The sequence below is a fragment of the Mycobacterium sp. SMC-17 genome, assembly GCF_045310915.1.
Lineage (GTDB): Bacteria > Actinomycetota > Actinomycetes > Mycobacteriales > Mycobacteriaceae > Mycobacterium.
Genome location: NZ_JBJIAK010000023.1, coordinates 19,315 through 31,729, shown reverse-complemented (window position 1 = coordinate 31,729; position 12,415 = coordinate 19,315). Strand labels below are relative to the sequence as shown.

Genomic DNA, 12,415 nt, shown 5'->3' with positions numbered 1-12,415 from the left:
CGACCTCGCGAGGAGTGACCCAGCTAGTGGATAACCGACCAGTCGGTACGCGTCAGGCGCGTGACCTGCTTCGGGTTGCGTTCGGCCCGTCGGGCATCGCCCTGGCGATCATCGCCGCGCTGGTGCTGATCCAGCTGGTCATCGCCAACAGCGACCTGACCGGCGCGTTCGGCGCGATGGCCAGCATGTGGCTGGGCGTGCACGGCGTCCCGGTGTCGATCGGCGGCGCCGAGCTCGGCGTGATGCCCCTGGCCCCGCTGCTGGCGATGGTCTGGGGCACGGCCCGCACCACGGCCGCGGCGACGCGGCCGGGTGCGTCCTGGTTCGTGGTCCGGTGGATCGTCGCGTCGGCGCTCGGTGGACCACTGCTGATCGCGGCGATCGCGATCGCGGTGATCCACGATGCGTCGTCGGTGCTCACCGAGCTGCAAACCCCGAGTGCCCTCCAGGCATTCGGCTGCGTCCTGGCGGTGCACGCGGTCGGCGCGGCCATCGGTGTCGGCTCGCGCCTGCAGGGACGGCTGCTGACCGATGCGCACCTGCCGGACTGGCTCCCGGAGGCGTTGCGCGGGGCCGTCGCCGGCGTGTTGGCGCTGCTCGGTCTGTCGGGATTGGTCGCGGTCGGCTCGATGGTCGTGCACTGGTCGACCATGCACGACCTCTTCGGCATCACCGATTCGGTGTTCGGCCAGCTCAGCCTGACCGTGCTGTCTGCGCTGTACATCCCGAACGTGATGGTCGGCGCCGCCGCGGTGGCCGTCGGTTCGAGCGTGCACGTGGGGTTGGCCACGTTCAGTTCTTTCACGGTGCTCGGCGGTGATGTGCCCGCCGTGCCGGTACTCGCCGCCGTGCCGTCGCCTCCGCTGGGCCCGGTATGGGTGGCGCTGCTGATCATCGCGGCGGCCTCGGCCGTGGCGGTGGGCCAGCAGTGTTCGCGGCGCCCGGCCCCGTGGCCGATTGCATTCGCCAAGTTGGCGGTGGCGTCGCTCCTGGCTGCGGTGATGATGGTCCTGCTTGCGGTCGCAGGCAGTGGTCGCCTGGGCAACTTCGGTGAGCTCGGCGTCGATCAGACGACGTTCGGGCCTGCGGTTTTCCTGTGGTTCATCTCCATCGGCGGTCTCACGGTGGCCATGGCGGGCGGCCTGACCCGCCGTCCGGCCCGGCCGGCACCCGTCGCGCCGGCCCCGCCGGTTGACGAGGAACCGTACGAAGATGAGGCGGCAGACGTCGTCGACGATGACGAGCCCGTGACCGAGAAGCTGATCGGTGACGTGTCGGCCGCCCCGGCGGACGGGGACGACGACTCGCACTTCGCCGGTGGCCCGGCATTCGAGCCGGCCGCCGAGACTGCGCCGGAGCCGGATGCTGAACCCGCGCCCAAACCCGCCGAACCACGCCGGCCGGCACGTCCGGAACCGGACATGACCCCGGCACCGGCGGAGGCCTATCAATCCGGCACCACCGATCGCATCGGTGAGCACGTCACCTTCGACCCGGACGAGGACCCTGAGGCGCATTTCGTGGTCGACGACGACGGCCACTAGGCTGCTCCCGTGCAGCTACCGGTCCATGTGCCCCCGACTGCGCCGGCGCGGCTCGTCGTCCTGGCGTCCGGGACCGGTTCGCTGCTCGAGTCTGTGCTTGCCGCGGCGGTCGGCGACTACCCGGCGCGCGTCGTGGCCGTCGGCGCGGACCGTGACTGCCCGGCACTGCAGATCGGGGCGGCCGCCGGGGCGGCGACGTTCACCACGCGGCTGCGTGACCACGCTGACCGGGCCGCCTGGGACGCGGCGTTGACTGCCGCCGTCGCGGCCCACGAGCCGGATCTGGTGGTGTCGGCCGGGTTCATGAAGATCCTCGGACCTGCATTTCTTGCGCGCTTCCAGGGACGGGTGCTCAACACCCACCCGGCGCTGCTGCCGTCGTTTCCGGGCGCACACGCGGTGTCCGAGGCCCTCGCCTACGGGGTTCGGGTCACCGGCAGCACGGTGCACCTGGTCGACGACGGCACCGATACCGGCCCGATCCTGGCACAGGAGCCGGTGGCGGTACGCGACGACGATGACGAATCGTCGCTGCATGAGCGGATCAAAGTCGTCGAACGACGACTGTTGGTAGATGTGATCGCCGCGGTGGCCCTCCGCGGTGTGACGTGGAGTGGGCGAAAGGCGGCCATCGGGTGCCGCGGTGAGGAGCAATAGGATGACGCGACGACCGATTCGGCGCGCGCTGATCAGCGTGTACGACAAGACCGGCCTGGCCGAGCTGGCCCGCGGGCTGCACGAGGCCGGGGTGACCCTGGTGTCGACCGGTTCGACAGCGAAAACCATTGCTGCCGAGGGTATCCCGGTGACTCCCGTCGAAGAGGTCACCGGTTTCCCGGAGGTGCTGGACGGCCGGGTCAAGACGCTGCACCCGCGCGTGCACGCCGGCCTGCTGGCCGACACCCGCAAGGCCGAGCACCTCGCCGCGCTCGATGAGCTCGGGGTCGAGGCGTTCGAACTCGTTGTGGTGAACCTGTATCCGTTCACGCAGACCGTGGCGTCGGGCGCCTCCGAGGACGAGTGCGTCGAGCAGATCGACATCGGCGGCCCGTCGATGGTCCGCGCTGCGGCCAAGAACCACCCCAGCGTCGCCGTCGTCGTCGACCCGCTTGGGTACGACGGTGTGCTGGCCGCCGTCCGGGATGGCGGTTTCACGCTCGAAGAGCGGAAGAAGTTGGCGTCGTTGGCTTTCCGTCACACCGCCGAGTACGACGTGGCCGTCGCATCCTGGATGGGGTCGGTGCTGGTGCCCGGCGACGACGAGGCGTCCGCCGCCGGTATGCCCGCGTGGCTCGGTTCGACATGGCGTCGCACTGACGTGCTGCGCTACGGCGAGAACCCGCACCAGAAGGCGGCGCTCTACAGCGACGACGCCGGCTGGCCGGGGCTGGCCCAGGCCGAGCAGCTGCACGGAAAAGAGATGTCCTACAACAACTACACCGACGCCGACGCGGCGTGGCGGGCGGCGTTCGACCACGAGGACATCTGCGTGGCGATCATCAAGCACGCCAACCCGTGTGGCATTGCGGTGTCGTCGATCTCGGTTGCCGATGCGCACCGCAAGGCCCACGAGTGCGACCCGCTGAGCGCGTTCGGTGGTGTCATCGCGGCCAACACGGCCGTGACCGAGGAGATGGCCGAGACCGTCGCGGACATCTTCACCGAGGTGATCGTCGCTCCCGCCTTCGAGCCGGGCGCCGTCGAAATCCTCAGCCGCAAGAAGAACATTCGCATCCTGGTGGCGAGCGAACCGCAGCCCGGCGGCACCGAGTTCCGTCAGGTCAGCGGTGGCCTGCTGGTGCAGCAGCGTGACGCGCTCGATGCCACGGGCGACGACCCGCTGAACTGGACCCTGGCGACCGGCAGCCCGGCGGACCCGGAGACGTTGGCCGACTTGGTGTTTGCCTGGCGCGCGTGCCGCGCGGTGAAGTCGAACGCCATCGTGGTCGCTGCCAACGGGGCCACCGTCGGCGTCGGCATGGGCCAGGTGAACCGCGTCGACGCGGCGCGGCTGGCGGTCGAGCGGGGCGGTGACCGCGTCAAGGGCGCCGTCGCTGCCTCCGACGCGTTCTTCCCGTTCCCGGACGGTCTGCAGACCCTGACCAACGCCGGCGTGAAAGCCATTGTGCACCCGGGTGGTTCGGTCCGTGACGACGAAGTGACCGCGGCCGCCGCGGCTGCGGGCATCACGCTGTACCTGACCGGGGCGCGGCACTTCGCCCACTAGATTCACAGGCTGAATGGCCAGGTTCGCACGGAGATGATCCGGGCAAACCTGGCCATTCGCCGTTCAGAGGCTGAGCAGCGCTGCAGTGTCCCGAGGGGCCACGGCATCGTTCATGCGGGACTGCCAGGAGGCGGCCCAGCGCTCGGGGAAGCACCGCTGCAGGAGGCCGAGCATGATCGGCACGGCGGTCGAGGCTCCCGGAGAGGCGCCCAGCAGTCCTGCGATGGTGCCGTCGGCCGACGTGACGAGCTCGGTTCCCGATTGCAACACGCCGACGCGCTTCGGGTCCGGTGTGACGAGCTGGGCCCGCTGTCCGGCCGGTATCAGCTCCCAGTCGCCGGGGTCGGCCTCCGGGTAGAACCGTTGCAGCTGTTTGATCTTGCCGCCGAGCGGGGTGAGCAGCTCACCGATCAGATAGCGCACCAGGGTCAGGCTCTGCAGGGCCGCGGCGGCCAGCACATGCAGGTTGTGCCACCGCAGTGTGGTGAAGAAGTCGGTGAGCCTGCCGCCTTTGAGTAGCTTGGTGCTGAACGTCGCATACGGGCCGAACATGAGGTAGCCCTTGCCGTCGACGACGCGTTTGTCCAAGTGCGGCACCGACATCGGCGGGGCTCCTATCGCTGCCTGGCCGTACACCTTGGCATCGTGCTGTGCGACGACGTCGGGTTGCGCGCACCGCAGGAACGCTGCGCCGACGGGCAGCACACCGTAGCCGCGGACCTCGGGAACGTGCGCGCGCTGCAGCAGCCGCAGGGCGAACCCACCGGCTCCGACGAACACGTGGCGCGCCCTCAGCTGAAACCTGTTGTGCGACTCCGTACGTCGGCCGCCGACCAACCAGGTGCCGTCCGGGTCCTGGCGTAGCCGGCGCACCTCATGGCCGAGCCGGACCTCACCGCCGTTCGAGGTGATGATGCGGGTCAGTCCGCGGGTGAGCGCTCCGAAGTCGACATCGGTGCCGCCGGGGTGGCGGGTCGCCGCAATCGGTTGCGCCGGATCGCGGCCCGCCATCACCAGCGGGGCCCATTCGGCGATGATCGCGGGGTCGTCGCTGAATTCCAGATCGGCGAAAAGCGGATCGGAGCTGAGGGTTTCGAATCGGCGCCGGAGGTAGGCCACATCGTGGTCGCCGAACACCACGTCCATGTGCGGCGTGCCGTGGACGAAAGTCGCCGGGGCCAGCAGGCCCTGCTCGACCAGATGTGCCCACCAGCGGCGGGACAACTGGAACTGTGCGGCGATCTGCGCGGGCGCGCTGCCGTCTTCGGGATCGGGCATGTAGTTGAGTTCGCAGTAGCCGGAGTGGCCGGTGCCGGCGTTGTTCCACGGCCCGCTGCTCTCCGTGGCGATGTCGGATGCCCGCTCCACCAACACAATGCGCCACTGTGGTTCCAATGTGCTGATCATGGCGCCCAGGGTGGCAGACATGATGCCGCCACCGATGAGGACGACGTCGGCGACTTCCGGTTCAACGGTGTTCATGGTTGCTCCTTGTCTCGTTACTCCAGCATCACCCCCGAGAATTCGATCCGTCCAATGAATGTTCAGGCGATTATCATCCGAATATGGATCAATGGATGAGCCTGCTCGCGCCGCAGCTTCGGGCGCTCGAAGAGCTCGACTCCCAGGGCGGGCACATGACCCGTGCCGCCGACAGCCTGGGTATTCCGCAGTCATCGATGAGTCGGCGCATCCACGCCTTGGAGAAGATGCTCGGTGTCCGGCTGCTCACCCAGGAGGGGCGGACGGTGCGCCTGACACCGGTCGCGGTGCAGCTTGCCGAACAGTCACGGCGCCCATTGCGCGAGCTCGAAGCGACGGTCGAGACGATCGCCGGCGAAGCCGACCCCGAACACGGGACCATCCGGTTCGGCTTCCCCCTGACGATGGGGGCCGGCGTGGTGCCGAACCTGGTCACCGAATTCCACCGGCGCGCACCGGGAATCCGGCTGCAGATGAAGCAGGCGCACGGCAGTGAACTCGCCGCGGATCTGAAGGCCGGAACACTCGACGTCGCCGTGGTGATCCCGCCGCCCGACGGCGTCGAACATGTGGTGATCGGCGGACAACACATCCGGGCCGTGTTACCGGCGGCCCATCCGCTCGCGGCCCGTCGTCGTCTTCGGCTGGACGAACTGCGCGACGAGACCTTCATCGCCAACCAGGCCAGCTATCACCTGCGTCAGGCGACGGAAAGCTGGTGCCGTGACGCGGGTTTCGTTCCGCACGTGCCCGTGGAGATCACCGAATTCTCGACCATCCGCGAGCTGGTCGGCCGGGGGATGGGCATCGCGCTGCTGCCGCACGACGAGCACACCTCACGCAAGGTCCGGGAAATCCCGTTGACGCCCAACAACTATCAGCGACAGATCGCGCTGGCGTGGGCGCCGACCGCCGGCACTCCCGCAGCGCGCAGGCTGCTGGCCTTCCTGCGTACGGAGTGGGCGGCCAAGGCCGCCCACAACCGCTGACGCCGCGTGAATCAGGACGCGACCTCGCCGGACTGCTGCGTGGTCGTGGCGTATTCGAAGAAGTCGACGATCTCGTCGACGGCCTTGCGGGCGTCCGGGTTGACGTCGAAGCTCAGCTGGAACATGTGCATCGCCTTGTCCCACACCTGAACCCACGCCTGCGCTCCTGCCGCCCGCAACGCGTCGGCGAGCGCGAACGAGTCGTTGCGCAGCATCTCGTTGTTGCCGACCTGCAGGAGCGTCGGTCCCAGGCCGTGCAGGTCGGCCTCGGTCGGCATCTCGGGCACCGGGTGCGTGCCGTTCTTGGTCGCGAAGACGTCGTAGAGGTACTTCACCGCCATGAACGGGAACAGCACGTCGCGGTGTTCGAGCATCGCGTTGTACTTCAAGTTCATGTCGGACGACGTCAGCGGCGACAGCAGAATCTGGCCGGCGGGTACCTGCAGGCCCGCGTCCCGCGCCGCGAGCGCCGTGCCGGTCGCGATCAGGCCGCCGGCGGAGTCGCCCGCGAAGACGATCTTCTTCGCGTCGACGCCCGCGCCCAGCACCATGCGGTAGGCGCACACGCCGTCGGCGATGGCGTCCTCGATCAGCGCCTGCGGCGCCAGTCGATAGCCGACGTTCAGGACCCGCGCGCCGGTCGCGGCCGAGAGCTTGCTGGCCCACCGCCGGTGCGAGTTCAGCCCGAGGGTGATCAGCGCCGAACCGTGGAAATAGATGATCACGCGATCGGAACCCTGGGCGCGCGGCGCGACGATCCATTCGGCGTCGCAGTCGTCGAGCTTGATCGGGGTCACCGTGGTGCCGGGCAGGGCGCGGAACGCGCGGAAGGGCCCGTCGATGATGTCGTAGCGGCCGCGCTGGACCAGTTCCGGATGGAACCGGTTGACGACCAGGCCGATGAGCGTGAGCAGGGCGATTACCGGTCGGACGAACACCGCGGTGAGCCCGCCGAGCAGTCGGCTCTGCCACGCGGCGGGGCCGAACTCGAGGTCGGTGGGGCGGTGAGTCCAGTCGAGCGAGTTCACGATACCGAGGGTACTGGGTAAAGCTCCGGAGCCCAAGGGGCTGCCGCTCACCGTGCACCGTCGTAGCGTGGAGGTCGTGACATCACCTAACGACCTTCCAGCCGACCTGCCGCGGACCGTCGGCGAGCTCAAGGCTTCAGGCCACCGTGAGCGGGGCATCAAGACCGAGATTCGCGAGAACCTGCTGGCAGCGCTGGCTGACGGCAAGGACGTCTGGCCCGGCATCTTCGGCTTCGAGGACACCGTCCTGCCGCAACTGGAGCGCGCGCTGATCGCCGGACACGACGTCGTGCTGCTCGGCGAACGCGGCCAGGGCAAGACCCGTCTGCTGCGCGGTCTGGTCGGTCTGCTGGACGAGTGGACGCCCGTCATCGCGGGCTCGGAACTGGGTGAGCACCCGTACTCGCCGATCACGCCCGAGTCGATCCGCCGGGCCGCGGATTCCGGCGACGACCTGCCGGTCACCTGGCAACACCGCAGCGAGCGCTACTTCGAGAAGCTGGCGACGCCCGACACCAGCGTCGCCGACCTCGTGGGCGACATCGACCCCATCAAGGTGGCCGAGGGGCGGAGTCTGGGTGACCCGGAAACCATCGCCTACGGCCTCATCCCGCGGGCGCACCGCGGCATCGTCGCGATCAACGAGCTGCCCGACCTCGCCGAGCGCATCCAGGTCGCCATGCTCAACGTGATGGAGGAGCGCGACATCCAGGTGCGCGGCTACACGCTGCGCCTGCCGCTGGACGTGCTCGTGGTGGCCAGCGCCAACCCCGAGGACTACACCAACCGTGGCCGCATCATCACGCCGCTGAAAGACCGCTTCGGCGCCGAGATCCGCACCCACTACCCGCTCGAGCTCGACGCGGAGGTCGGCGTCATCAGGCAGGAAGCGCACCTGGCTGCCGAGGTCCCGGAGTACCTGCTGCAGATCCTGGCCCGGTTCGCCCGGTACCTGCGCGAGTCGCAGTCGATCGATCAGCGGTCGGGCGTCTCGGCCCGCTTCGCCATCGCGGCGGCCGAGACCGTCGGCGCCGCGGCCCAACACCGCTCCGCGATTCTGGGTGAACAGGATCCGGTCGCTCGCGTGGTCGATCTGCAGACCATCATCGGCGTCCTACGCGGCAAGCTGGAATTCGAATCCGGTGAGGAAGGCCGCGAACAGGCCGTCCTGGAGCACCTGCTGCGGCGCGCGACGGCGGACACCGCGCAGCGGCTGCTCGGCGGCATCGACGTCGGTTCGTTGGTCGCCGCGGTGGAAGGCGATTCACCGGTCACGACGGGCGAGCGGGTGTCGGCCAAGGACGTGTTGGCCGCGCTGCCGGACCTGCCGGTGATCGATGCCATCGCCGACCGGCTGGGCGCGCAGTCCGACGGCGAGCGGGCGGCGGCCGTCGAACTGGCGCTGGAAGCGCTGTATCTGGCCAAGCGCATCGACAAGACCTCCGACGACGGCGAAACGGTATATGGCTAACCACCTCTCGCGGTACTCGCGCTACACCGGCGGGCCCGACCCGCTGGCGCCGCCCGTCGACCTGCGGGAGGCGCTGGAGCAGATCGGGCAGGACGTCATGGAGGGCGCGTCGCCCCGGCGCGCCCTGTCCGAGCTGCTGCGCCGTGGCACCCAGAACATGCGCGGCGCCGACCGACTGGCCGCCGAGGCCAACCGGCGTCGTCGGGAGTTGCTGTCGCGCAACAACCTTGACGGCACCCTGCAGGAGATCAAGAAGCTGCTCGACGAAGCGGTGCTCGCCGAGCGCAAGGAACTGGCCCGCGCGCTCGATGACGACGCACGGTTCGGCGAACTGCAGTTGGAGTCGTTGTCGCCGTCACCGGCCAAAGCAGTGCAGGAGCTGTCCGAATACGACTGGCGATCGGCCGAAGCCCGGCAGAAGTACGAGCAGATCAAGGATCTGCTGGGCCGGGAGATGCTGGACCAGCGATTCGCCGGCATGAAAGATGCGCTGCAGAACGCCACCGATGAGGACCGTCAAGCCGTCAATGACATGCTCGACGACCTGAACAACCTGCTGGAGAAGCACGCCAACGGCGAAGACACCCAACAGGATTTTCAGGATTTCATGGCCAAGCACGGCCAGTTCTTTCCCGAGAATCCACAGAACGTCGACGACCTGCTGGACTCCCTGGCCAAGCGGGCCGCCGCCGCGCAGCGGTTCCGCAACAGCCTCTCACCCGATCAACGCGCCGAGTTGGATGCGTTGGCGCAGCAGGCATTCGGGTCACCGTCGTTGATGAACGCGCTCGACCGGCTCGATGCCAATCTGCAGGCCGCGCGCCCGGGTGAGGACTGGACCGGCGAGCGGAATTTCACCGGAAACAACCCGCTGGGCATGGGGGAGGCCGCACAGGCGATGGAGGACATCGCCGAGCTGGAGCAACTGGCGGAACAACTTTCGCAGAGCTACGCCGGTGCACAGATGGACGATGTCGATCTGGACATGCTCGCCCGGCAATTGGGAGACGAGGCCGCCGTCGACGCCCGCGCCCTCGCGGAACTGGAACGCACCCTGATGAACCAGGGCTTCCTGGACCGTGGTTCCGATGGGCAGTGGCGGTTGTCGCCCAAGGCGATGCGACAGTTGGGTCAGGCAGCGCTCCGCGATGTGGCGCAACAGCTTTCCGGCCGTCACGGCGAGCGGGACACCCGTCGCGCCGGTGCCGCAGGCGAACTGACCGGGGCCACCCGGCCGTGGCAGTTCGGCGATACGGAGCCGTGGAACGTCACCCGCACCTTGACCAATGCGGTACTGCGACAAGCGGGTACGGGTCAGGACGGGCCGTTGCGCATCACCGTCGACGATGTGGAGATCTCGGAGACCGAGACCCGCACCCAGGCTGTGGTGGCGCTGTTGGTGGACACCTCGTTCTCGATGGTCATGGAGAACCGGTGGCTCCCGATGAAGCGCACCGCCCTGGCGCTCAACCACCTGGTCAGCACCCGGTTCCGGTCGGATGCGTTGCAGATCATTGCTTTTGGTCGCCATGCCCGCACTGTCTCGGCGGCCGAACTGACGGGGCTGGAAGGCGTCTACGAACAGGGCACCAACCTGCACCACGCGCTGTTGCTCGCCGGCCGGCATCTGCGGCGTCATCCCAACGCCCAGCCGGTCGTCCTCGTCGTCACCGACGGTGAGCCCACGGCCCACCTCGAGCAGTACCGCAACGGCACCGAGACGTTCTTCGACTACCCGCCGCACCCGCGCACCATCGCCTTCACGGTGCGCAGCTTCGACGAGGTGGCCCGGCTGGGTGCGCAGATCACCATCTTCCGGTTGGGCAGCGATCCCGGCTTGGCGCGGTTCATCGATCAGGTGGCCCGGCGCGTCGAAGGCCGCGTCGTCGTGCCCGAGCTCGACGGGCTTGGGGCTGCGGTGGTCGGCGACTACCTCCGCTCGCGGCGTCGGCGTCGGTAACCACTCCACGGCGAGGGCAACCACTTCACGGCGAGGGTAACCACTTCGCGGCGGGTCAACCACCTCACGCGAGGGTAACCACTTCATCGCGAGCGGCCGTGTTTGTACCGCGACACGCCACCGCACCTGTACCTGAGCGCACGCTCGTCGCCTCCGAGCGGCCCCAAAGTACACGCCAATCGCGGCGTGTTGCGTACAAACACGGCCGCTCGCGGGAATGAGAGCTCGCGGGAATGAGAGCTCGCGGGAATGAGAGCTCGCGGGAAGTGAGCTAAGTGGTCGGCGGCTTGCGCTTCTTGCACTTGATGCCGACGCGGCCCCACAGCGAGAAGCCGCGGATGGTGACGCGCGGGGCGCCGGGGGTGCCCTGCTGACCGAGGTGGTCGAACGCGCCCATGACGCCGACGCCGTGCACGTCGACGTTGACCTCGGGCGGCAGCAGGATGGTCTGCCCGCCGAAGATCGAGTAGGAGTGGATCTCGACGTCCGGCGAGGTGAAATCGGCGTAGCGCAGATCGATGACACCGCCACCGAACAACGAGAACGACGTCAGCCGCTGCGGCACATTCCAGCGGCCCCGGCGCTCGAATCCGCTCATGATCGCCAGCAGCAGCGTCGACGGCGCGGGGTGGCATTCGCCGCCCGCTTCCCACGGTGCAGTGGTGATGTATGGCAGATCGTCGCTCAATTTCGACAGCTCGGCGTACGTCTGCGCCGAGTAGGCGCGGTTGAGCCGGTCCTCGTATTCGGACATGGGCAGGCGTCCCTGCGCGGCCGCGTCGCTGAGGAGGTGAGCGACCTGTATCCGGTCGGTATCGACGACGCGCATCTGTGCGCGCGAACCTGGGGTGCTCATCAACTCGAGCCTACGACGATCACAGGGACTTGCAAGGCTGATGTTGCAAACTGTGGCCGCATCGATGTCGGATCCGTTACGGGATGTGGATCACTTATTCCAGTTCGGCTGCCGCTTCTGGAGGAAGGCGAGCATGCCTTCCCGGGCCTCGTCGGAGACGAACAACTCCGCCGACTGCTTGGCCAGCTTTTCGGCGTCGCGGTCGAAATCGGCCAGGATCGATGCCGTGGTCAGCGCTTTGGATGTGGCCAGACCCTGCGGTGACCCCTTGGTGATCTCGTCCGTCAGCTTCGCCACCGTCGCCGGCACGTCGTCGGTCGCGACGGTCACCAGGCCGATCCGCTCGGCTTCCTCGGCACCGAACTTCTCACCGGTGACGAAGTAGCGGCCGGCCGCGCGGGCCGTCAGCTTCGGCAGCAGCGTCAGGGAGATGATCGACGGCGCCACCCCGATCCGGGCCTCGGTGAGGGCGAAGGTGCTGGCAGCGCCGGCGACCACCAGGTCGCAGGCGCCGATCAGCCCCATGCCGCCGGCCCGGACGTGACCGTCGATCGCGGCGATCACCGGAACCGGCAGCTCCAGGATCGACCGCAGCAACCGGGCCGCCTCCAGTGCGCGGGCCGTGGCCAGGTCTCCCGGATCGCGCCCGGCAGCCTCGCTGAGGTCGGCCCCGGCGCAGAAGGTGCCGCCGGTGTGGCCGAGGACCACGACGCGCACCCCCGGATCATCAGCGGCGTCGGTGAGGCCCTGCCGCAACTGGTCCACCAGCGCGGTCGACATGGCATTGCGGTTGTGCGGTGAGTCCAGCGTCAACCGGGCGACACCGTTATCGACGGAGTAGTGGACCAGTGCGGTCAT

General features: G+C 68.4%; 10 protein-coding genes. 6 read left to right on the top strand and 4 right to left on the bottom strand.

Translation table 11 applies throughout. From position 1 onward, the window contains the following. Positions 1 to 26: 26 nt before the first annotated feature. Genes ACJH7A_RS16315 through purH form a run of 3 tightly spaced genes read left to right on the top strand, consistent with a single transcriptional unit; the run spans position 27 to position 3,771 of the window. Positions 27 to 1,544, top strand: a complete 1,518-nt coding sequence (locus ACJH7A_RS16315; RefSeq protein WP_073694329.1) for a DUF6350 family protein — start codon at positions 27 to 29, stop codon at positions 1,542 to 1,544. 9 nt (positions 1,545 to 1,553) lie between these two features. Beyond that, positions 1,554 to 2,201 carry a phosphoribosylglycinamide formyltransferase gene (gene purN, locus ACJH7A_RS16310; protein WP_318987233.1) on the top strand — a complete coding sequence of 216 codons (648 nt, stop codon included), beginning with the start codon at positions 1,554 to 1,556 and terminating at the stop codon, positions 2,199 to 2,201. Between the two features lies 1 nt (position 2,202). Beyond that, complete coding sequence (gene purH, locus ACJH7A_RS16305) at positions 2,203 to 3,771, top strand: bifunctional phosphoribosylaminoimidazolecarboxamide formyltransferase/IMP cyclohydrolase (RefSeq protein WP_406802345.1); 1,569 nt, start codon at positions 2,203 to 2,205, stop codon at positions 3,769 to 3,771. Positions 3,772 to 3,834: 63 nt separating this feature from the next. Here purH and ACJH7A_RS16300 read toward each other — a convergent pair whose 3' ends face one another. Beyond that, positions 3,835 to 5,253: a malate:quinone oxidoreductase gene (locus tag ACJH7A_RS16300; RefSeq protein ID WP_406802344.1), complete on the bottom strand. Its 1,419-nt coding sequence runs from the start codon at positions 5,251 to 5,253 to the stop codon at positions 3,835 to 3,837. An 83-nt stretch (positions 5,254 to 5,336) separates the two neighbouring features. On the opposite strand from ACJH7A_RS16300, the gene ACJH7A_RS16295 reads away from it, so the two are divergent. Beyond that, a complete protein-coding gene (locus ACJH7A_RS16295) occupies positions 5,337 to 6,242 on the top strand; it encodes a LysR family transcriptional regulator (RefSeq protein ID WP_406802343.1) in 906 nt (301 codons plus the stop codon). A gap of 11 nt (positions 6,243 to 6,253) precedes the next feature. On the opposite strand, the gene ACJH7A_RS16290 is transcribed toward ACJH7A_RS16295, so the two are convergent. Then, a complete protein-coding gene (locus ACJH7A_RS16290) occupies positions 6,254 to 7,270 on the bottom strand; it encodes an alpha/beta hydrolase (RefSeq protein WP_406802342.1) in 1,017 nt (338 codons plus the stop codon). 76 nt (positions 7,271 to 7,346) lie between these two features. Here ACJH7A_RS16290 and ACJH7A_RS16285 point away from each other — a divergent pair, with 76 nt between their 5' ends. Together ACJH7A_RS16285 and ACJH7A_RS16280 are read left to right on the top strand one after the other, a co-directional pair. Then, the gene (locus ACJH7A_RS16285) at positions 7,347 to 8,741 is read left to right on the top strand and encodes a sigma 54-interacting transcriptional regulator (RefSeq protein WP_133426621.1); all 1,395 of its coding nucleotides are present in this window, start codon (positions 7,347 to 7,349) and stop codon (positions 8,739 to 8,741) included. Further along, entirely contained in the window at positions 8,734 to 10,701 is a 1,968-nt protein-coding gene (locus ACJH7A_RS16280) for a VWA domain-containing protein (RefSeq protein WP_406802341.1), read from the top strand. Before ACJH7A_RS16285 ends, ACJH7A_RS16280 begins: the two co-directional genes overlap by 8 nt. Before the next feature lie 271 nt (positions 10,702 to 10,972). Here ACJH7A_RS16280 and ACJH7A_RS16275 read toward each other — a convergent pair whose 3' ends face one another. Then, positions 10,973 to 11,557, bottom strand: coding sequence for a DUF1707 domain-containing protein (locus ACJH7A_RS16275; protein WP_133426623.1), 585 nt, complete (start codon positions 11,555 to 11,557; stop codon positions 10,973 to 10,975). 90 nt (positions 11,558 to 11,647) lie between these two features. Beyond that, on the bottom strand, positions 11,648 to 12,415 hold the full coding sequence (locus tag ACJH7A_RS16270) for an enoyl-CoA hydratase family protein (RefSeq protein ID WP_212812963.1): 768 nt from the start codon (positions 12,413 to 12,415) through the stop codon (positions 11,648 to 11,650).

What these genes read in the sequence shown, in the direction of transcription:
- ACJH7A_RS16300 (WP_406802344.1), bottom strand. Translation starts at nt 5,253, where the DNA reads ATGAACACCGTTGAACCGGAAGTCGCCGACGTCGTCCTCATCGGTGGC.
- purH (WP_406802345.1), top strand. Translation starts at nt 2,203, where the DNA reads ATGACGCGACGACCGATTCGGCGCGCGCTGATCAGCGTGTACGACAAG.
- ACJH7A_RS16270 (WP_212812963.1), bottom strand. Translation starts at nt 12,415, where the DNA reads ATGACCGCACTGGTCCACTACTCCGTCGATAACGGTGTCGCCCGGTTG.
- ACJH7A_RS16295 (WP_406802343.1), top strand. Translation starts at nt 5,337, where the DNA reads ATGGATCAATGGATGAGCCTGCTCGCGCCGCAGCTTCGGGCGCTCGAA.
- ACJH7A_RS16280 (WP_406802341.1), top strand. Translation starts at nt 8,734, where the DNA reads ATGGCTAACCACCTCTCGCGGTACTCGCGCTACACCGGCGGGCCCGAC.
- ACJH7A_RS16275 (WP_133426623.1), bottom strand. Translation starts at nt 11,557, where the DNA reads ATGAGCACCCCAGGTTCGCGCGCACAGATGCGCGTCGTCGATACCGAC.